Source organism: Dyadobacter psychrotolerans (genome assembly GCF_004349265.1).
GTDB classification, from domain to species: Bacteria; Bacteroidota; Bacteroidia; order Cytophagales; family Spirosomataceae; genus Dyadobacter; species Dyadobacter psychrotolerans.
In genome coordinates, this window is the sequence record NZ_SMFL01000002.1 from 285,953 (window position 1) to 308,386 (window position 22,434).

Annotated in this window: 15 protein-coding genes; 13 read left to right on the forward strand and 2 right to left on the reverse strand. The window is 44.0% G+C overall.

The annotated features are described in order from the left end of the window. Nucleotide 1: 1 nt before the first annotated feature. The 8 genes from E0F88_RS05040 (at nucleotide 2) to E0F88_RS05075 (ending at nucleotide 7,287) form a co-directional block, all read left to right on the forward strand. Nucleotides 2–766 (forward strand): LytR/AlgR family response regulator transcription factor, encoded by a 765-nt coding sequence (locus E0F88_RS05040; RefSeq protein WP_131957032.1) that lies wholly within the window; start codon nucleotides 2–4, stop codon nucleotides 764–766. Nucleotides 767–794: 28 nt separating this feature from the next. Further along, nucleotides 795–1,508, forward strand: coding sequence for a hypothetical protein (locus E0F88_RS05045; protein WP_131957034.1), 714 nt, complete (start codon nucleotides 795–797; stop codon nucleotides 1,506–1,508). Between the two features lie 345 nt (nucleotides 1,509–1,853). Then, on the forward strand, nucleotides 1,854–2,690 hold the full coding sequence (locus tag E0F88_RS05050) for a phytoene/squalene synthase family protein (RefSeq protein ID WP_131957035.1): 837 nt from the start codon (nucleotides 1,854–1,856) through the stop codon (nucleotides 2,688–2,690). A 90-nt stretch (nucleotides 2,691–2,780) separates the two neighbouring features. Next, nucleotides 2,781–3,461, forward strand: a complete 681-nt coding sequence (gene folE / locus E0F88_RS05055; RefSeq protein ID WP_131957036.1) for a GTP cyclohydrolase I FolE — start codon at nucleotides 2,781–2,783, stop codon at nucleotides 3,459–3,461. Beyond that, nucleotides 3,461–4,177: an SDR family NAD(P)-dependent oxidoreductase gene (locus E0F88_RS05060; RefSeq protein ID WP_131957038.1), complete on the forward strand. Its 717-nt coding sequence runs from the start codon at nucleotides 3,461–3,463 to the stop codon at nucleotides 4,175–4,177. The genes folE and E0F88_RS05060 overlap by 1 nt, the downstream gene beginning before the upstream one ends. A gap of 55 nt (nucleotides 4,178–4,232) precedes the next feature. Beyond that, nucleotides 4,233–5,483 (forward strand): NAD(P)/FAD-dependent oxidoreductase, encoded by a 1,251-nt coding sequence (locus E0F88_RS05065; protein ID WP_131957040.1) that lies wholly within the window; start codon nucleotides 4,233–4,235, stop codon nucleotides 5,481–5,483. Between the two features lie 3 nt (nucleotides 5,484–5,486). Further along, complete coding sequence (locus E0F88_RS05070) at nucleotides 5,487–6,554, forward strand: oxygenase MpaB family protein (protein WP_131957042.1); 1,068 nt, start codon at nucleotides 5,487–5,489, stop codon at nucleotides 6,552–6,554. A 37-nt stretch (nucleotides 6,555–6,591) separates the two neighbouring features. Beyond that, nucleotides 6,592–7,287 (forward strand): MarR family winged helix-turn-helix transcriptional regulator, encoded by a 696-nt coding sequence (locus E0F88_RS05075; RefSeq protein ID WP_131957044.1) that lies wholly within the window; start codon nucleotides 6,592–6,594, stop codon nucleotides 7,285–7,287. 665 nt (nucleotides 7,288–7,952) lie between these two features. Here the strand turns inward: E0F88_RS05075 and E0F88_RS05080 are convergent. Together E0F88_RS05080 and E0F88_RS05085 are read right to left on the reverse strand one after the other, a co-directional pair. Further along, nucleotides 7,953–12,938 carry a choice-of-anchor Q domain-containing protein gene (locus E0F88_RS05080; protein WP_165939997.1) on the reverse strand — a complete coding sequence of 1,662 codons (4,986 nt, stop codon included), beginning with the start codon at nucleotides 12,936–12,938 and terminating at the stop codon, nucleotides 7,953–7,955. Between the two features lie 153 nt (nucleotides 12,939–13,091). Further along, the gene (locus E0F88_RS05085) at nucleotides 13,092–14,780 is read right to left on the reverse strand and encodes a sigma factor-like helix-turn-helix DNA-binding protein (RefSeq protein ID WP_165939998.1); all 1,689 of its coding nucleotides are present in this window, start codon (nucleotides 14,778–14,780) and stop codon (nucleotides 13,092–13,094) included. A gap of 208 nt (nucleotides 14,781–14,988) precedes the next feature. Between E0F88_RS05085 and E0F88_RS05090 the strand changes: the two genes are divergently transcribed. The 5 genes from E0F88_RS05090 to E0F88_RS05110 all read left to right on the forward strand — a co-directional run bounded on the left by E0F88_RS05090 (nucleotide 14,989) and on the right by E0F88_RS05110 (nucleotide 22,431). Further along, nucleotides 14,989–15,318 carry an alanine:cation symporter family protein gene (locus E0F88_RS05090; RefSeq protein ID WP_310589681.1) on the forward strand — a complete coding sequence of 110 codons (330 nt, stop codon included), beginning with the start codon at nucleotides 14,989–14,991 and terminating at the stop codon, nucleotides 15,316–15,318. 306 nt (nucleotides 15,319–15,624) lie between these two features. Then, nucleotides 15,625–16,203, forward strand: coding sequence for an RNA polymerase sigma factor (locus tag E0F88_RS05095; protein WP_220466234.1), 579 nt, complete (start codon nucleotides 15,625–15,627; stop codon nucleotides 16,201–16,203). A gap of 74 nt (nucleotides 16,204–16,277) precedes the next feature. Further along, nucleotides 16,278–17,453, forward strand: coding sequence for a FecR family protein (locus tag E0F88_RS05100; RefSeq protein ID WP_131957050.1), 1,176 nt, complete (start codon nucleotides 16,278–16,280; stop codon nucleotides 17,451–17,453). 41 nt (nucleotides 17,454–17,494) lie between these two features. Then, the gene (locus tag E0F88_RS05105) at nucleotides 17,495–20,962 is read left to right on the forward strand and encodes a TonB-dependent receptor (protein WP_131957052.1); all 3,468 of its coding nucleotides are present in this window, start codon (nucleotides 17,495–17,497) and stop codon (nucleotides 20,960–20,962) included. Between the two features lie 11 nt (nucleotides 20,963–20,973). Next, nucleotides 20,974–22,431 (forward strand): RagB/SusD family nutrient uptake outer membrane protein, encoded by a 1,458-nt coding sequence (locus tag E0F88_RS05110; protein ID WP_131957055.1) that lies wholly within the window; start codon nucleotides 20,974–20,976, stop codon nucleotides 22,429–22,431. Nucleotides 22,432–22,434 lie beyond the last annotated feature (3 nt).

A 22,434-nucleotide genomic window follows, 5' to 3' on the forward strand; every position in this document is an offset into this window, starting at 1 on the left:
CATGAAAGTTCTTATACTGGAAGATGAGGCGCTCTCTGCCAAACGAGCATCGCAGCTCCTGCGGGAATTTGATCCGGACATTGAAGTAATCGATACGCTGGAATCCATTGACGAGGCGGTATCCTGGTTTGGTAAAAACCCGGAACCGGATTTGCTGTTGCTGGATATTCATTTATCGGACGGACTTTGTTTCCGCCTTTTCGAGCGGCTTCCCTTGAAAAGTCCGGTTATTTTTACCACTGCCTATGATCAGTATGCCTTGCAGGCTTTTAAATTGAACAGCATTGATTACCTGTTGAAACCACTGGATAAAACGGAGCTTCAAAATGCGCTCATCAAATACCGGAATTTGAATGAAAGCCGCGGTGGAATTTCTTTGGCAGATATCAGACGGATTGAGGAAAATATGCTGTCTTTCAGTAAAAAATACAAACATCGTTTTTTGGTTAAATACGCGGATACCATACTTTACAAAAATATTGATGAGGTAGCCTATTTCTATGCTGATGATAAAGTGGTTTATCTGATGACGTCCGAAGGGCGTAAGTATTTGGTAGACTATAATCTGGAAAGCCTCGAAGAGCTGCTGGATCCACACCTTTTTTTCAGGATAAACAGAAAAATTATCGCCAGGATACAATCCATTCAAAAGGTCAAGACGCTCTTATCCAGTCGCCTTCAGGTATTTTTGAAACCACCTTTTGAACAAAATACATACGTGAGCAGGGAAAGAAGTCCGGAGTTTAAAATCTGGTTGGACAACTGATTAGCCATTGCATTAATACCACCACAACATGAAAAATTCTCTAACACTGACATTGCTATTTATCCTGTACTTTACCGCCTGCACCTTCGGGCAAAAAAATCGATATGTGCGGGTTTTTCTAAAAAATGGCTCAATCATGAAAGGTACGCTGCTGGAAGAGCAGCCTGCTGTCAGACTGGAAATATTTGACAAAAGCATACTTACTTTTCTGACAGATGAAGTTGAAAAAATTGAAAACGAAAAGTATGTTAATCCCAATATTCGTTACAAACAGAAAGGCTTTGTGCATTATACGGAGCTTGGGCCGCTGGCGATGAGCAACCGGGCATCAAATGGCGTAACAACTTCTGCGTTTTCTTTTCAAACAACAAATGGTTATAAATTCAACCAGTGGTTTTATACCGGATTTGGGCTCGGTGCCGATCTTTATGCCGTGCAAACTTTCGTCCCGGCCGTTGTGAGTATACGCGGTGATTTAACACGAACCGGAGACAAGCTGCCTTTCTATTTTATTGAAGGGGGACATGGGTTTAATGCCACTTCCAACGATGTCGACAGCGTTCGTTTCGGTGGCGGACCGACGATGGCAGCCGGGATTGGGTTGAAAATTTTGTTCAGCAACAATACCGGATTTACAATCTCGGCAGGATACCGATTTCAGCGATCTTCTGTTCAGCAGTCGGGGATTGAAAAGAAAGAGGACTTTAACCGTCTGACTTTAAGGGCTGGTTTTTCCTTCTGATTTATTTGACCAGCCGCTGGAAATTGAGCGGTATTTGAAGCAAAGTATCGTATTTCAGGAGTTTAATGAATGTTGGGTTGGCGTCTGCCGGCCAATGCCGTGCTGATCTTATCATGCGGTCCGACGTCATCGTATTATTTTGATTAAGTATAAATATGTACTAATTTTTAATAAATAGTATAATATTGTATTACTTTTGGGTGATGAACCGATGATCAGGAAAAATGCCGTTACCTAAAAGATGCTTCTGTGAAAGGATTGCGAAAGACAGTGCCAAATGCGTTTGCTGCAATCAGTTATCGGCAGACAGGCCAAAACCATCGTCCGATACATCAAACTTAAATAATGAAAGCAAAATTTGATACGCTGTCCGCGACATGCAGCAGAGAAACAACACGGCTTTATAGTACCAGTTTTTCGCTGGGGATATTTTTTTTCAAAAAAGAGTTACGTGACCACATTCATGCCATTTATGGCTTTGTTAGGTTGGCAGACGAGATCGTCGACAGTTTTCACGATTACCCTAAATCAGTATTGCTTGCCGAGTTTTCCGCTGACTGTTTTAAAGCGATAGAGCGCGGCATCAGTACCAACCCTGTCATCAATTCATTTCAGGAGGTGGTCAATCAATTTAATATCGATCATGATCTGATCCGTCAATTTCTGAAAAGTATGGAAATGGATCTGGATGAGCAATCTTATACGCATGACAAGTATAACGAGTACATCATGGGATCTGCGCAGGTGGTCGGTCTCATGTGCCTGCATGTATTCACAAATGGCGATCAACAGGAATTTGACCGGTTGAAAGTTCCTGCGATGAAGTTGGGTTCCGCATTTCAAAAGGTTAATTTTCTGAGGGATCTGCAGGCAGATTACCAGCAGTTGAACCGGAGTTATTTTCCTGACATCAATTTATCTTCATTTTCTGACGAAAATAAGAGAACCATCGAACAGGAAATTGTCAACGAATTTGATGAGGCTTTAAATGGTATCAGGCAACTTCCGCTTTCATCCAGAAAAGGCGTGTATCTGGCTTACGTTTATTACCGGCAGTTGCTGCTCAAAATCATAAGGGTCCCGGCTGATCAGGTCATGTCGGAACGGATAAGAGTTTCCAATGGTCAAAAATTCTGGCTGATGTTTGATTCGCTGATCAGGTATAAATTGAATGTAATGTGAAGGTTATCCGGGTAGATCTATGGCCAGATTAAATAGGAAAAGAAACACCGCATGCAGCAAGACAGTTTTACTTAAATTACAAATAACTTCATGTTAAATAACAAAATCATATTTGAACCAATGAATGATAAAAATGTGCTCGAATATGAGGATGGACATCACAGTTCGTCTTTTGACACGCCGATGAAGGCCGACGCATTTGAGCTTGACGATGATACCAAAATGGAACGGATCGCCAAACATTTTGCAGGTATTATGCAGGTTCTCGGCCTGGATCTGGACGATGACAGTTTGCAAGACACGCCTAAGCGGGTGGCTAAAATGTATGTAAAGGAAATTTTCAGCGGACTTAATCCCGCAAATAAACCAGAGCCTACGCTCTTTAAGAATGCCTATCACTACAATCAAATGCTTGTCGAAAGAAACATTGCCGTGTTCAGCAATTGTGAACATCATTTCGTGCCGATCGTGGGGAAAGCGCATGTGGCATACATCAGTAACGGGCAGGTAATCGGTTTGTCAAAACTGAACAGGATTGTGCAATATTGCTCCCAAAGACCTCAGGTTCAGGAAAGGCTTACCATTCAAATTGCCAATTTAATGAAAGAGGCGCTCGGCACTGAGGACGTGGCCGTAGTCATCGACGCATATCATCACTGTGTGTCGAGCAGGGGTGTGAAAGATTCCGGCAGTACCACGCTTACTGCTGAATATTGCGGGCAATTTTTAAACATTGAAACCAAAAACGAATTTCTAAAATATATTGGATAATGAATTTTAAAGGAAAGAATATACTCGTAGTCGGAGGAAGTTCAGGTATTGGTTTGTCCCTTGTTAAATTTTTACACGAAAACGATGCGGTTGTTTATGTCATTTCACGGTCCGAAAATGTTGATCTGCATGAGGGTGTCAAACACTACCAGGCTGACGTAACGAGTGAATTTGGCTCGATCGTCGAATTTTTGCCTGAACTATTGCACGGTTTGGTTTATTCAGTCGGCAGTATCAATCTGAAACCATTTAACAGGCTTTCAACGGATGACTTTTTAAATGATTATCGCCTCAATGTTTTAGGTGCTGTACAAATTATCCAGCAATCACTCAAACAGTTGAAAAATGCAGGTGGTGCTTCAATCGTTCTGATCAGTTCTGTGGCAGCTAAAATCGGTTTGCCTTATCATGCCAGTATTTCAGCGGCAAAAGGTGGGGTAGAAGGTCTCGCATTGGCGCTGGCCGCTGAACTGGCCACGCAGCAAATACGCGTAAATGTGGTTTCTCCATCTTTGACCGATACGCCCATGGCCCAAAATTTGCTGAGCACGCCGGAAAAGCGAGAAGCATCTGCCAAAAGACATCCTTTGGCAAAATACGGTCAGCCGGAAGATATCAGCCAGGCGATAGCATTTCTGCTTTCTGAAAATAGTGGCTGGGTTACCGGACAGGTCATTGGAATTGATGGAGGTATGGGTAAACTGAAAACAGCCTAATATCATAAGTGTCAAAAATTCAGGAATATCCATATAGAGCTAAACTTTTCCCTTCATGAGTGATAATAAAACGGATGTGATCATTATCGGCGCGGGGCTGGCGGGTTTGACGGCTGCCAAAGTGTTGAAAGCAGCTGGTAAATCAGTGAAGATATTGGAAGCGTCGGATCAGGTCGGTGGCAGAGTGCGTACAGATGAGGTAGATGGTTTTTTGCTTGATCGCGGCTTTCAGGTATTATTAACTGCCTATCCTGAAACAAAAAGATTTCTGGATTACGATGCTCTTGATCTGCGCAAATTTGATCCGGGTGCTTTAATATTGAACGAAAACGGCAGCACCCGGATCGGAGATCCGTTAAGACAACCAGGTACTTTGATCAGTACTTTGCGCTCTCACGCAGGTACCCTTAGTGATAAAATGCGGATGCTTGGACTGAAAATAAAGCTTGCCGGAAAAGGTATTGACGAGATTTTTTCGGAAGAGCAAACCACTACGCTGGCATATCTGGAAAATACCGGATTTAGTGCCCGGATGATGAATCAGTTCTTTAAACCTTTCATGTCGGGTATTTTTCTTGAAGACAAACTGAGCACGTCAAGCCGTATGTTTGAATTTGTTTTCAAGATGTTCAGTGAAGGTGATGCTGCGGTTCCTGCAAAAGGAATGGGGATGATCCCGTTACAATTAGCCCATGACTTGTCAGTTCAGGAATTAATTTTTAATGAAAAAGTAATTGAAATTGATGAGAGCAAGGTTAAGGCTCTGTCTGGTTCTGCATACCAGGCTGACACCGTTCTGATTGCGACCGATCAGCTGAATTTGCCGAAACCATTTCAGCAGTTGGTAAAGTCATATCATTCTGTCACGAATATGTATTTCACCGCACCTGAAAAACCTTTTGCAAGACCATTGATTGCCTTAAATACGCTGCCCGGAAAGTTGGTGAACAACATTGCTGTAATGAATCAGATTTCACCTGCATATTCAAAAAATGGAGATTCGTTGATTTCCCTTTCATTAATTGGAGATTATTCTAATTATAACAGTTCTGAACTCCAGACAAAGGCGGTTCGTGAAATGCAGACTTGGTTTCCGGAGGCAATTGACTGGAAACATCTTAAAACTTATCACATTCCTTACGCCTTGCCTAATGACGATCAGGTTACAAATGAGCCGAACCCTCAGATCAAAAAGTTATATCCGAACTGCTTTGTGTGTGGTGATTATTTAATGAATGGTTCGATCAATGCTGCGATGAAAAGTGGAAGACTGGCGGCCGAGGCAATAATTAGCACAACGTTTTAACTTATGGCTGATCACAAAATTTACAGTGACGAAGTTTTAGATAGAAAAAGATTACTGGGAGATAAACCGGCAGATGACTTCATAAGAGTTGTTTTTGCCGATCCCGTAAAGAAAATCCAGCTGCAAAAGTGGATGAACTCGGCGAACGGTGAGCAAGCTACTGAATCACTAAGTGCAATTTTCCCTGGATTTACATTCATCGACGAAGCACAAAAATTACCGGCATGGGCGGATCCAAAATTGATGGAAGAGGGATCTGCTTTTTTTACCCGTTATTCGGAAATGATCATGAGCCTGCTCGGGCTGCTGTCGCTGCCATATTGTTACACGGCTGCTCAGGGAACCATGGTTTTGTACATATCCGAACTGATCAGAAAACAAACTACGAAGCGCTTGTATGATACAGCCATATTTGTCTGGGACGTGATGGCGCCGGATGCTTTTGTGCCAAATGGAAATGCTTATCACCAAATCTTAAAGGTACGAATTATGCATGCCGCGGTTCGTTATTATACTTATCAAAGCAGAAAATGGGATGACGCCTGGGGTGTTCCGATCAATCAGGAGGATATGGCTGGCACGAACCTTTCTTTTTCCCTTATTGTGTTACGCGGTCTGCGGTTGCTGGGGTTTAATACAAGCGAATCAGACCAGGAGGCTTTCCTGCATACCTGGGCGGTCATTGGTTATTTGACTGGATTAGATGAGGATCTAATTTCGGAGAACCAAAAAATGGGCGACGAACTCGATGCCACGATCAAACGACGCCAATTCTGCGCCTCACCGCATGGTAAAGAGCTCACCGAATCCCTGATTGCACACATACTGGCTGTCAATAAAAGCAAAGCCACGGATAATGATATTCTGGGTTTGATGCGTCATTTGTTGGGTACTGAAATTTCAGACTTGCTCGCTATTAAAAAAGTCAAACTGCCGCTTTATAAACTAACGCTGATCAGGACATTTAATCTCTTTAAAAGTTTTATCCCGCAACGGAACGTTGATCAAAAATTCCAAAATGCGTATACAACGTTCAAAAAGCAAAGCCTGGAAATCATGGAAAGCATGTAACTTTGGCTCATTATTAGCCGTTATCATTTAATTTGGCATGAAATCATACCAGCTCATTCATCAATTAATCTCGCTTGTAGAACAACTGGAAGAAGAGAGCCCGGGGCATGAAGTGTCTATTCAAGACTTTGCCGGATTTCTGCTGCATACCACCAGTGAATCCAAGGAGCACATTGTGCCAGGCGAAGCAAGATTTGGCAAATATGAGAATGGTGCGCAGGAAACAGCCTTCCAGCTTGACAACAACATTGGAAGGTTATTTGTACACATGAGCCGCTATGCAAAATCTTACATTAAAAAAGCGCTGGATGGCACGCCGCTGCTGACCGCAGAGGATTTTACGGCACTTTCTATATTACTGACCCATGACCATCTTTCTAAAAGCGAACTGATAAGTTTTAATTTGCAGGAAAAAACATCAGGTATGGAAGTGATCAGGCGGCTCATTGCAACCGGACTTGTGACCCAATGGGATGATGAAAAAGATAAAAGAAGCAAACTGATCGCGATAACGGATGAGGGAAAGATATTACTCTACGAAGTGTTTAAAGATATGAGTAACGTGGGTAAAATGATCACGGGAAAACTGACAATTTCCGAAAAATTTACGCTTCAATATTTACTGCAAAAACTGGAAAATTTTCATCTGGAACATCATGAAAAGAAAACCATCATGAGCAAAGAGGACCTGAAATCGTTTGTTGAAAATGATTTGCTCGCCGCCCGGCATTAAGCCGAAATTTCTATTATTGACTAAAAATTTAAGACGCAACTTAATGTGGATGTGAGCGTTTTTTAGACAATAATCTCAGCGATATTGCACCAATAATTCCCGTATGAACGTATAGCAGGCTTCCCGTCTCACATTCTTCAATGGATATATATCTTCTGATCTTTATAAACTCTTAAAAAGATACCCGAATTGTTATCAGAGGGTTTGCTCGATTTTTAAAATTTAACTAACCCGCGAAAGTGTAAACCAAAACGGAACCACGTCAGATGACTCGAAATCATTCATACGTATCAGGCGAAATGAAAATGTGCAACAATCCGCTTAGCTTCGAAAATGTCCTGATCAAAAATCATGTTATTATCCGGATATTCGAGTGAAAACTTGTTCATTTTAAATTATTATTGGAAACGCAATTAGAATTTGAAACACAATAAAGACTAACCAATCGCAGTATTGCTACGCTCTTCATGGATAAACAACAAGCTATTCCAACAACAAAAGATTGTTGCGGAACAGCTTGCATGATCAGCGGTATAGCTTTGCCTGAGATGGGCTCACTAAATTCCCTGTTTTTAAAAGTTACTCGCGGGATGCGCTAACTGTCATAATTCAAGCCGGATGCTCCGGTGAAAGGGCACTGACTTTGTCCAACTTCTGAATAGTTGCTACTTCTTTATTACTTTCACAGTGTCATCATTTAACTGTATCAGGTAAAGACCAGATTTCAGTCCGTCTAGCCAAATTTGGGTAGTTTCGCTTCTAAGCTCTATTTCTTTTAGTTTGTTGCCCGAGCTATTAATCAGGGACATGGTAGAGCCAATATTGTGTTTGTCCACTTTTACATTGAGCAGGTCTAAAAAAGGATTAGGATATACTAAAATGCCTGAATTTTCAGGCCCGGCGACCGAGATCATTCTGCTGAAACTGTATTTTCCATCTGTGTCAATCTGGCGAATCCGGTAATACGTTTGGCCGTAAACTTGTATCGGATCTGTCACTGTATATGCACTCACGCCGTTGCCTTTTGCCTTTATTTCAACGAATGGACGGAAGGTTTTCGCATCGCTACTTCTTTGTATTTCATAACGATCTGCATTCGTTTCATCCGCTTTCCAGCTTAAAAGTGCCTGATTCTGGTCATTTATTTTGCCTTCGAAAGATATCCATCGCACAGGCAGCGGTGATGAAACGGTTTTAACAAAGAAACCGCTGAAACCGGTTACATCGAAACTCACCTCCCAAAGTTGGGTGTCGTCTTTCCATTTGACCTCTGCTTCGGTAATGTTTTGAGCCGTTCCGGAATAAGTATTGGGAAGACCGCTGCCATCGCTACTTTCTCCGTTTCTTTTTTCAATGATCAAATGACCAATACCTTCCAAATCATCAGGGTTTTGGGGAAGTTTGGCGGAATTGGATAAATTAAAATTGTCAAAATCTGCCTGGGTAAAATACAGGGTAACCCTCGCAGTCGCCGCTGCGGCATTTTGATCGGGTTTGATCTGATAATGCCGCCTCACATATGTGCTGTTCGCAACTGCATCGACCCAAACCTTGCCGTTTATAATACCCGATACAGGCTGGGTTCCGCCTGGCTGAACGGTCGCCAGCACCCGGCACGCCGATGAACTTGCTATCAGTTTAGTTGACCCGCTTACTATGACAGACGCCTCATTTCCATTTTCGGCCAGTAAATCAACACCGGTCAAGGCGTCGCCCTGATATTCGTAGGCACCTATGTCTACAACACCATCTCCGTATTTACGGGTATTGCCAGCCAGATCTACTACATTCGCGATTGTCACCCAGGTGTTGCTGCCTGAATTGATGGCCGGACTACATGGTAGTAGGCGGTAATCGCCTGCAGCACGATCTACAAAAACCGGATCAATGTCTCTGCTGTTTGTTCCGTCCCCGGTGACGCCGAACATGCTTTGCATAATGGAATTGATGACCGTAACATTACCCCATTCGTTTGTATTTCCGAATGTATTATTCTGGCTGATCGTGTTGATCACGCGCGCCTGGTTACTATTTTCGCACCAGAAACCATAGCCTCCGTTGTCGACTATTGTTGTGTTGATGATCCGCATGTCATTGGGCCAGCCGATCGAATTATAGTTGTCCAGTTTTATTCCTCCGCCTGGATTCTGGTAAAAGAGAGAATTCTGAACAATCGTATTTCCAAAGCCTGCCAGCAAAAGCGTAAACTTTCCGGCCGCATTTTCATAAAAAGTACTTTCAGAGATGGTGACCGGACCGTGAATGCCGACAACACCAAACGCTTCGCCACCTTTATTCTCTGCAACCGTGATGCGGCTCATGTTAAAGCGGACCGAAGTGCTTTCGGTGTATTGTAACAGGGCACCGCCATATTCTGAATCGTTTTTATAAAAAGCTACGTCGGTAAAATTGTTGTATGAATCCTCCATATAAACTGCCCCACCTTGATCGGCAGTATTGCCATAAAAACACACGTTATTGATTGTCATTTTCGAGGAATTGGAATACATCCCCCCTCCGAGCCCGTTACCAGGGTTACGCCCCCGCCCGCCGCGCACTGTAAATCCATCCAGTACAGAAGTGGCAGGCAGGTCTGTGGCTATGGTGACACTCGCGGCATTATCGTCGTAGTTGACAAAACCGAGTGTTTCGCCGCTTCCGGTTACGATGTCATCGTTATTAAAATCGCCGCTCAGAATCGTTCCTTTTATTTCATTACCAAGGTCGGCCAATTTCAGGTTGGGCATAATACGGTCATGGGTCAGGTCAGTGATGCCGTTGTCGGGGTCAAAACCGCCATATAGTTTTACACCTGAAAGCAGCCGAAAACTCCGTCCAATGTGACTCCTGTTCAGTTTTACCAGGGCAGCAGAATCTGCAAAGTTCAGGGCATCGTCAGGAGAAAACATGGGTTTGTAAGTACCTTTCGCTACCCGGATTTCCTTCACATCTCCCAATTTCTGCGCCGCCATAAGCGCATCGGCCAGTTCGGACAGCGCATCATCCCATGAACTTCCACTGCCGCCACTTCCCTTTTTTACATAAAGAATGTCCCCCGTTCCTTTTTCAAACACACTTTCCTGCAACTCATAGGCACCCATATCAACCCGACCGACCCGGTAAATACGGGGCTCTCCGGCCAGGTCCTGCATCAATCCGGCTGGCAACAGGCTGTTTGCACCGGAATTAACGGCCTGACTGGCTGATTTTAAACGGTAATCACCGGCTGAGGCGTTTTCAAAGAGCGGATCGATATCCAGGTTGCCGGTACCGGCCTGGCCAAATTGCACAACGGAGTAACTCACTGACGCAGTACTGCCGCCTAATAAAGCAATGGAGGATTGGTTGTCCCAGATGATGCTGTTGGCCATTGTAAGTGACGATGATGCCGCGATTAATATCGTTCCGCCGCCATCATTACCCGTAAAAGTAGTTTGCGCAATGTTACAGGAAGAGCCCGTCCCGTAAATTGCAGCTCCCTGCCCGGCTACCCGGTTTCCGGAAAAAACAGTATTGGAAATGGCAAGTGAGGACGCGCTTGTATAAAATGCTGCTCCGTTAGAAGACGACCAGTTTAAGGAAAAAATACAATTTGAAACCGCTAATGCAGCTGCGTCTTTCACAAAAAACGCCCCGCCAGATCCGGCAGAATTTGCATAAAACCGAAGGTTATTGAGGGTTGGTGCTGATTCAACGGCGAATAATCCGCCACCGCTTTGCCGGGTAATAGTCTTGCCATTTGCCACATACTGCGTATTACTGCCGGCCGAACCTCCTCGTATGACTATCCCATCCAGCAAGGCTGTGCCCACATCCCCGGCAGATACGACAACCTGGTTTGCGTTCTCGCCGTAGTTAGAGAAATTTAGTGAAGCCCCCGATCCCGTAATGACGTCATTATTACTAAAATCGCCACTTAATATCGTGCCCTCACCGGGCGCGTTAACCGGAATACCCGTTGGAAGTGCCCGCTGTTGTGATAGTCTGACAATACCGTTGTCGGGATCAAAATCCCCGTAGATTTTCACATCCTTGACTAACAGGAAACTCCTGCTCGTGTGATTGATGCCTAAAGTCGCCGAATCTGCAAAATTTGCACCGTCCACCGGCGAATACAATGGCTTATAAACACCCTTGCTTATCCATATCTGCCTGACAGCTGGGTCGTTTTTGGCGATTTTCAAGGCATCCGCGAGCTCTCCCAAAGGGTCCAACCACGAGCTCCCTGTACCGGTTGAGCCTTTTTTAACAAACAACACACCTGATTCCGTTGGAAGCTGATCAGCGGTTAGGCGGTATTCATAAGCTCCAAGATCCACATTGCCAGCTCCGTAGATACGTGAATCTCCGTCCAGATCGGTGGTAATATCAGAAGGGACCAGGTCATTCTTTCCAGTCCCGATTGCCGGACTGCCTGGCTTTAAACGGAAGTTTCCCGTGGCGGCGCTGACAAATAGCGGGTCATTATCCATGATGCCGGTACCACCTGCGAAACCACCCTGGATAATACAATAGGCCACTGTAAAAGTGCTGGCGTTGTTCTCTTTGGCCAATGCAGCTGAGCCGTTTGACCATGCAATGCTGTTGATTATACCGATGGTAGAATTGCCTGCGGAAAAGGCCACCGACCCGCCACTGCTTGCTGCATTGTTATCGAAGGTAGAAAGATTGAATGCAATTGAACTATTCGTTTTAGCGGACATAACCGCCCCGTACTGGCCGGTTCGGTTACCGGTGCAGATTGCCTGGGAAACCAAGGCGGATGAACTTTCGATTGTCATGGCTGCTCCCGAGTAACTGGCCCAGTTGAGCTTCATCAGGGCATTCTGGATAGTCAGCGACGAACCAACTGCATAGATTCCGCCGCCTGTACCAGCTCCGTTCACATACAGACTGACATGACGAAGCGTCAAGGCAGATGAAGCAAGATGCAGCCCGCCGCCGTTTTCCCGGTTTATGCTTACACCATTGGCGAGATAGGTCCCAGACTCCGACATTCCTCCGGTGATCGAAACCCCATCCATGAGCGCATCACCCAGGTCGCCTGCTGCGACGATCACCTGTGCAGCATTTTCGCCGTTATTACTGAATGAAAGGCTGGCGCCCGAGCCCGTCACAAGATCGTTATTACTAAAATCGCCGCTGAGAACAGTTCCTTGTCCCTGCGTTACGTTCAACGTTCGGGTTGGCAACAGCCTGTTATGGCTCAAATCGGTTATGCCGTTATCCGGATCAAAACCACCATATAATTTGACATCTTTCACCAACAGGAAACTACGCCAGCGATGATTTTTACCCCCGTGCAGAATTTGTGTCGAATCAGCAAAATTCTGTCCGTCTTCGGGAGAATAGAGCGGTTTGTATTTCCCTTTGGCTATCCAGATCTGTTTGATGGACAAATCGTTCTTTGCCATTTTGAGCGCATCGGCCAGTTCGCCAAGGGCGTTTCCCCAGGACTCACCCGTACCAGCACTACCTTTTTTGACATACAAAACACCATTGACATCCGGTCCCGGAAACAAAACCGCCGAGGCCTTACCAGTCAACTTTTTCGTCGGGTAGCCGGCTGCGAAACTAACCGCACTGACACGAAACAGTAAAATGCCTAGTAGAAAAAAGTTAAGAAGGGTTGCGATAGAAGTTTTCTTCATGTTGAGTTTAATGCTTTTTAGAACCAAAGCATCAAACATAAACCGGGAATGTAGAAAGCAATAAAACTGCCATCTTACAAAAATCTTACATCTCTAAACCATTATATAAGTTACTGCATATTAACCAATTAAATACACCCGGTCAGCGCCGACCTAAATCTGGTTAATTACTTCTTCCATCACTTCGTTATTTGAAAACTGAAGTTTTTTACGGATTCTGTGGCGGAGCACCTGAACAGTATTGGGCGAAACACCAAGCATTGCTGACATTTCCTTGTAAGACAAATTCAGTTTTGACAACAGAAAGTAGCGCAATTCAGCAATGGAAAGATCCGGATAAACTTTTTTGGCACGGAAAATGAAGCCGGGATAAACCTTGTCGAACATTTTCTGGAACGCGGACCAATCTTCCTCTGTCAGAATGGTGCTTTGCTGCAACTGATTTACCAGCTCGTTTTTTTCCTCGTCGGACCAGCGGCTTTGCAACTGTTCAATCAGGTGATTCTTTTCAGAAATACTCTCAGTGAACTGTTTTAAGTTTTGGGTAGCGACCTCCAGTTCCTGCATGGCAACCTGGATTTTCAGATCCTTAGCCTGTTGACGTTTTTTGTGGATCAGGTAACCGAGAATGAAAATGATCACAAAGGCAGAAAAGAAAATCAGCATCAGGACTCTTTCATTGGCCTTTTTTTGATTTTCCAATACGATTTCAGCCCGTCGCAATTCCTCCTGCTGGAAACTGATTTTCTGCTGGGCACGAAGCACTTTTGTTGCGCTGAACTGATAATGATATTGATTGATCGCAGAAACGGTCGAGTCCAGGTAAATTTTTGACAATTGAGTCTGGTTTTTATAACCATACCATTTGCTTATGATGGGATAAAGAAATTGCAGCCGTTCCCTTTGCCCCGCTTTTTCAATATTGCTGCGAGCATGTCCTATGTAGGTCCAAGATCTTTCAGCATTTCCTTTTATCAGGAAAATGTCCGCCAGTAAAATCGCCGCTCCCGCTGCGGGCCCGAAGTCACTCTCCCTGGTTGCTCCCTGGAAATCATCTTCCAGCATGGGTACTGCCTTGTCGTACTGCTGCCGGTAATAACAGTTTGCACCAAGATTACCTACCGCGATCCGCCTCCAGATCTTTTTTGGCACAGCAAAGTTCGTTTTCAGGATTTCGTTAAAATAATGATCAGAACGCATGTAGTCTTTTTCTTTCTGATAACACAGCCCCAGCGTATTTCTGGCTGAATTCATGAACATGGTGTTAAAATCTGTTTCAGGCAAACGGATTATCCGTTGGAAATAGCTTTTGGCTTGTGGATAGTCATGGAAATAATAGTATGCTTCACCTATTTTCAGCAGGTCTCTGACCAATTCCGGAAAGTCGTATACGTTGTGGGCACTCAGCTTTTTATCCAACACCATATACTGTTCAAATGCCAGTTCATAGCGCTGATGCTCCCAGTAATACAACGCCAGCACCCGCACCGCCCTGATGTTGACGTGCCAGATGTTTTCCTTTTCCGATTGCAAAATCAGATTTTTGATCGCTGCTATGGCGCGGGATTCCGGAAGGTTCTTGAAGAATGCATCATGGTAAACCAGAAAAAGATCCATTTCCATTTCAAGATCCGGATCTTGTTTTTCTCTTGCAAAGTTTTTTATTTTTTCTGCCCGACTGGCAATGGCAGCGGAGTCCTTCAGATCGATGAGTTCCAAATATAAATGAAAATAGCCCTCGATCCTGTCCGCATACGGTTTATGAACCAAGCTGTCATATTGCGCAGCAGCGGATACCTGCGAAAATAACAGCACTAAAACGAGGAAGCTGAGGTTTTTCAAAGTAATGATCATGTTAACACCACCAAGTTACAAAAAAGTACATTTTTTCGGCCCAGATTTTAATTTTGGCGTATTATCTGGAATGCTCGATGCGAAAACGTTATAAACATAATCAGGAATGAAGGGGCATATAACTATATGAAAATTAAGTAGTTTGAAGTTTTATGCAGACGGTTAAATTGAAAGAAGAGCCTTTGACAAGAGACAATTGCCAGCTTTTAATGGCAGGAGGCGAAAAGTGAGCACGGTAACCCAAGGAGAAAATAAATGGATTTCGTGGGGGCTGCGTGCGCCGATTATGGCTGCAACTTTTTACGGATCTATCAAAACGGCCGCACTGGCCTGGACGATCGGCGATATTGGCGTTGGCATTATGGCCTGGCTGAATATCATTGCAATATTATTATTAAGAAAACCTGTATTAGCCGCTCTGAAAGATTACAGTGATCAGAAAAAGCAGAGTAAAAATCCGGTATTTAAAGCGAATGAACTCGGTTATACAAATAAGGAAGGGAGGAACAAGAGCATCGTATTTTGATCGCTGTTTCAGAAACTTTCCGTTAAATCCGTCGTGTCGTTTTCCCGCTGTATTTTGACAGAGAAACGACATTGTTAATTTCCATTATGTCTCAATTTTGGCACCTATCAGCGGCTTTGCATTTTACGGTTAACATTCGTTTGGAAATTACCTGATGCAGAATGTTTGAAAAACGTAAAAAAAAATCAGATTTTTATGGGACTTTTTTCATCCTGGCGGTCTTTAACTTAGGATGAGAATAGAATAAAGAACTAAAAAGAATTTATATAGTATAATCAGTACCGTTAGAAGATTTATCGCACGATAATGATCAGTATGGAAGGTAGTCAAAAAGCTGAGGATCATCTCCTTCTTCAAAAGATGAAGAATGGTAGCAGCATTGCTTTTGACGCCATTTATGAAAAATATTGGGAGAAACTTTACAACGCGGCATACAAAAGACTGAACGATGAAGATTACGCGAAGGACATCATTCAGGACATATTTTTGCAGCTATGGCAGCGGCGGGAGGATCTCAAGATTGATCATTTACAGACCTATTTGTATACTTCCGTAAGAAATAACGTATTCAAATACCTTGAAAAGGAGCAAAGATATACACCGGTAACCACACTGCTCGAACAACTTAGTGCAGCAAGTGACAAGGCTGATGCATTTCTGCTTAGAAAGGAATTTATGGTCAGGTTTGAAGCATTGATCAGAACGCTTACGCCGTCTCAGCAGGAGATTTTCAGGATGCGGTATCACGAGGATCTTTGTACGCTTGAAATTGCAGAAAAACTGAACATTACGCGTAAAACTGTTCAGAATCAGCTCCATAGAAGTATTGCACAGCTTAGGCATTCGTTTGGGTTATTTATGTATCTCTTGCTAAGTAACTTTTAAAAGTTCTCATGGGATTTTTTATTCTTTACCGGTCTTATCATAAATAAGATAAAAAAAGCCTTGTGCGATCACTGATGAATAAAGAAGATATTTTGATTATTCTGGAAAAATATAACCAGGGAATAGCGACGAAAGAGGAGGAAAGTTTTCTTTTCGCATACTACAGGCTTTTTGATCTGGGAGAAGATGTTCTGGACAAGCTCGATGCCGATGCAAAACAGAGTTTGAAAGATAGCATTAAGGAAGAGATTGATAAACGGATATTTCAAGCTGATAATATCCAATCAATTGAAGCAAAAGGGTATGCGGTAAATTCTTATGTGAGATGGCTCGCGGCAGCGATGTTGATCGCAGTCAGTTCTCTGGGATATTTCTTTTATAGTCGTTCCAATACTAAAAGGGTTGATTCTCAGGAATTTGCTCAAAAGAAGGAGCGGAAAATTGTTCCTGGGACTAATCAGGCACTGCTTACCCTGGAAAATGGCGAAGTAATTGTGCTTAATAATCAGAAAGACGGTGTCGTGAGCCAGCAGTCGGGTGTATCAGTTCGTAAGTTGAAAGACGGGCAGCTGGTCTATGAAATGAAAGAAACTTTGACGGAAAATCCTGTTCTGAATACAGTTAGTACGCCAAAAGGTGGTCAGTATCAGCTGATTCTGGCTGACGGATCGAAAGTTTGGCTCAATGCGGCCTCATCTATCAAATTCCCTTCCGCGTTCGGAAACACTGAACGAATGGTGGAGATTACTGGGGAGGTTTACTTTGAAGTCGCTCCGGATCTGTTAAAACCATTTAAAGTGAAGTCTGAAAATCAGTTGATTGAGGTGCTCGGTACAAGGTTTAACGTTAACACTTACCGTGATGAATTGTCCTCGAAAACTACGTTGATCGAAGGAAAAGTAAGTATTTCAAAACTTACAGGGCGGGGTGGAAGCCGGATTATGAAACCGGGGCAACAGGCAACCGTCGATAAAAATAGTCCGGATATTATCTTAGAGACGGTTGATACCGAGCAATCAGTAGCCTGGAAAAACGGCTATTTTAAATTTGACAAGGCTGATATCCAGACCGTCATGCGCCAGATATGCAGATGGTACGATGTCGAAGCTGAGTACAGGGGGAAATTAAGTACGGACTTATTTGCCGGAGAGATCAAACGCGATGAGGACGTCAACAAGGTGTTGAGAATATTTCAGTTAAGCAACATCGACGTTCAGATCAAAGGACGAAAAATTATTATTTCCAATTAGAAATTCCAACAATAATATTCCTAAACCATTTCTTTCTTAATATGTGGCTAAACATTTATCGCCCTAATCTCAAAAAAAACAGAGCAGTATATCCGCGGCAGCTTTATGCTGCGAAGCTGACATTTCTCCTTTGTCTGGCCTGTTTTTTCAGTCTGAGTGCAAAAGGATTCTCTCAAAGTATTACGCTTAAAGCCGAAAATATGCCTTTGGAGAAAGTGCTTATCTCGATCGGTAAACAAAGCGGGCATTTTTTCTTTTACAAATACAATGAAATTAAGGACGCGCGACCAGTTACCTTGAATCTGAAAAAAGTCAGTCTGGAAGATGCCCTGAGAGAGAGTTTTCGAGGTCAGCCGTTCGGGTTTACGATAGATAATAAAACCATTATTGTTAACAAGAGTCAGCAGCTGCCTGCAGCAAAACCTGTCCGGAAGGAAACCACCGGAAGTGTTGTCGATCAGAATGGCAATCCGCTGCCCGGCGCAGCAATCCGGGTGAAAGGTTCTGATCAGGCAGTAATCTCAGATGGCTCTGGAATGTTTTCATTGACCGATTTAAATGATGGTGCCGTTTTGATGATCAGTTATACAGGCTTTGCTACACAGGAAATTCGTGTTTCATCCGGCGCACCGCTTCGTATCATAATGATGGAGGATAGTCAGAGCCTTAATGCGGTCGTTGTAATCGGTTATGGTACGCAGGAAAGAAAAGACGTTACGGGAGCTATCAGTTCCATGACTGCTGAGAAAATAAAAGATCAGGCGGTTTTTACGGTCGATAATGCCATGGCGGGTCAGATGGCCGGTGTCCAGGTGAGTCAATCGACGGGCGCACCAGGGGGAGGTTCATCCGTTCGTATCCGTGGAGCGGGTTCGCTGAGTGCTGGTAATGATCCGTTATACGTGGTCGACGGTTTTCCTGTAACCAACGATTTTAATCAAACCAATAATCCGCTGAATACCATTAACCCGGCTGATATTGAGAATATACAGGTTTTGAAAGATGCTTCCGCAACGGCTATTTACGGTTCAAGAGGTTCTAACGGTGTTGTGATCATCACTACCAAATCCGGAAAAAGCGGAACGTCGAAAATTGATCTGACCGTCAACACGGGAATTCAGAAAGTAGAAAGATATCTGGATGTGCTGAATGCCTCTGAATATGCAAATTATCTCAACGAATCCCGAAACAATGCCTGGGTTAACTCCGGGCCGGGCAGAAGCGCCTCGGATCCTAACTCGGCCAGGACAAATAATGTGATGTATCTGTTGCCGGATATGATCAAAGACCCGGCTTCACTGGGTGAAGGAACTGATTGGCAAAAGCAAATTTACCGGTCGGCATCGATGCGGAACTATCAGCTCAATTTTTCGGGTGGTAACGACAAAACAAAATATTTCATTTCAGGCGGTTATTTGTCACAGGAAGGAGTAATCATCAATTCTGATCTGAAAAGATATTCATTCCGTATCAATGTAGAATCGGACGTACACAAAAGAGTGAAGGTGGGCGCAAACCTGACGCCTTCTTATACTTTTAATAATCTGGTCAATGCAGAAGGTAACTGGCAGGCAGGTGGTATTGTGCAATCCGCGCTGACCGCCGCTCCATTCCTGACTCCGTATGACAGCGAAGGAAATTATACCAAAATAACAGGATTGGGGATAGGTACCAGCGAAGTGGACAACCCTGTGAAACTGGCAAGAGAATCTTATTACAAACAGGGAACGCTGCGTTTACTGGGAACAGCCTTTGCTGAAATCAATATTCTGGACGGTCTGACTTTTAAAACATTGGTTGGAACAGATTTCAGGAATTTCCGGGAAAATATATTCAGCCCTTCTATTGTTAATCCGAATAGTGTTAACGCTGCAAAAGTCCCGACGGCAACAGCCGTAACCTCCGAGACAAAAAACTGGCTGGCAGAGTATACGCTGAGTTATAACAAAAAATTCCTGAAACATGCTGTAAATGCGCTGGTAGGGTACACTGCGCAAAAGGAATATCTCGATTTTAGCAGCACTGCCGGGACGAATTTTGCTAATGACCAGATCAAAACGATGAATGCGGCCGGACTCATCACGAGTGCCATTACCACGCAGGAAGAATGGGCACTGATATCTTATCTTGCCAGATTGAATTATAGTTATGCAGACAAATATCTGTTCACTGCAACGTTCAGGAGAGACGGCTCGTCGCGTTTCGGGGCGGATAATAAATGGGGCTTTTTTCCTTCGGTTTCCCTGGGATGGAGAATTTCTGAGGAGAACTTTCTTAAAAATGCCGGTTGGCTGAGTGAACTGCGGTTGCGTACCAGTTATGGACTCACAGGGAATAATTTCATAAGCAACTACGGGCACATCGGACTTACAGGAATTGAGAACTATATTTTTGGCGGCAGTGGCGGTTCGATCATCAACGGCACAAGGTTGACAAATATTCCCAACAGTATGCTCGGATGGGAAAAGAACAATCAGCTTGATGTCGGTCTGGAAATTGGTTTGCTTAAAAACCGCATTTCTATGTCTTTGGATTATTATATCAAAAATACCTCAGACCTGTTGCTCAACGTGCCAGTTCCAACCTTAACAGGATATGCGACGGCTCTTCAGAACATCGGTAAAATTCGTAATAAGGGATTGGAGTTTACTTTATTGAGCCGGAATCTGGTGAACCGGTTTAAATGGACTACCGACTTTAATATTTCTACTAACAAAGTACAGGTTCTGAGATTGGGACCGGACGGGTCGCCTATTATTTCCCGCCAGACCACTTCTGCCAATGCACCTACACACATCACCGAGGTAGGGGCAGAACAGGGAAGTTTTTATGGATATCAGGTTGTGGGTGTATATCAGAATGCTGATGAAGTTGCAACAACGCCAAGCATTGCGGGAGAATCAAAACCGGGTCATCTTAAATTTGCGGATGTCGACGGCGATGGAAAAATCACCAGTACAGACCGGACGAAGCTGGGCAGCCCTTTTCCTGATTTTACCTATGGAATGACGAATACGTTTTCATACAAAAGTCTGGATTTTTCATTCTCACTACAAGGTGTTCAGGGATTTGAAGTGTTGAACATGGCGAGAAGATATTATGGCAACTATGCAGGTTCGTATAATGTGTTGAAAAGTGCCTCAACTGGCTGGCGTTCGGAGCAGGAACCTGGAAATGGCAAATCTCCACAGGTCGATAGAAATTTCGGAGCACTGCCAGGCAGCAACCTGGTTAACAACGTGACCTCTGCATTTATAGAAGACGGCTCTTATCTGAGAGTTCGCAACATCACATTGGGATATAATATTCCGGTAGCACGGATCACGAAGGCTAAAATAGCCAACGCGCGAATCAGTTTCAGCGTGCAGAATGCATTCACGTTTACAAAATACGAGGGCTATAATCCGGAAGTGAGCGTACAGGGTGGCAGCACGCTGGTGCCGGGTGTGGACGCGGGAGGTTATCCGCTTGCACGCACATTTATGCTGGGATTAAACTTGGGCCTCTAATTAAATTAATCATGAACAATTTTAAAAAAATATGGATTTCCGGAGCCGTACTTCTGGCTTCCCTCACTGGCTGCGATCAGAGCTTTCTGGAATTGGCACCTATTTCCCAGTTGAACGGTAATAATTTTTACCAAACAGGGGAAGATATGAAAAATGCCCTCACCGCTACTTACGGAGCATTGCAGTATGGAGGTCTATACTATTCTTCCATGCACATCATCGGCGATCTTCGCTCAGATAATACCTGGATACCCAACCCAAATGCCGGTGCAAACCTTCAGGAAGTGGACGAGTTTAAGAACAACGCTTTCAATACGATCAGCAGCACAACGTGGAGTGGACATTATCAGGGCATACAGTCGGCCAATATTGTCATCGAAAAGATCGGTGCAGTCAGCATGGACGAAACGCTGAAAGCGAGATATACCGGAGAAGCTAAATTTCTGAGGGCGTTGATGTACTTCAATCTGGTTAGGACATTCGGCGATGTTCCTTTGGTTTTACAGATCATCAATAATCCTTCCGAAGGTTACAGTTACAAGAGGGAGTCTTCTGAGCTGGTATATCAAAACATTATTCAGGATTTGAAAGATGCTGAACAATCTTTACCAAATAAATATACAGGAACCGACATCGGAAGAGCAACCAAAGGAGCTGCAATGGCTCTGCTGGGTAAAGTATATCTAACACAGAAGGACTGGCAGTCGGCATCGGCAAAGTTAAAGGAGCTGATTGATATGAATGAATATCAGTTGCTTCCTACCTATGCAGGTGTGTTTGGTATTGCCAATGAAAACAATGCGGAGTCTATTTTTGAAGTACAGTTCAAAAAGGGATCCACCGGTGAAGGTAGTCCATATACAAACCAGTTTGCGCCTATCGGATCGGGAACCGTTGTGTCAGGTATCGGTAATCCACTGGGACAAAATATCCCGACGGACGATATCAGTAAGGCTTATGAGGCTGCGGACGTGCGTAAAAATGTTTCGATGCGGACGAGTTATGTACTGAACGGGACTACGGTTTCTCACAATTATGTAGCCAAATACCTGGGTACACCCGCAGCAAACCTGGACAGCGATAACAACTGGATCGTACTCCGATATGCCGATGTGCTGCTCATGTATGCCGAGGCACTGAATGAAATCGGTTTCGTTGCGGAAGGGCCGGCGTTTACTTACCTGAACAGGATAAGAAACAGAGCCGGCCTGGCCAATAAGACTAGTAATAATGCAAACCCATTGCTGGCAGTTCCAACGCAGGCTGCATTCAGACTCGCCATTGAGCAGGAAAGACGCGTGGAACTGGCCTTTGAAGGGCACCGGTGGTTTGACCTGGTTCGTACCGGGAGAGCCGTTACTGTTTTGTCCTCGCTGGGTATGCAGTCGCATCATGTACTTTTTCCAATCCCCGATAGTCAGATCGAAATCAATCCATCGGTCATGGTACAAAACCCTGGTTATAATTAGTGA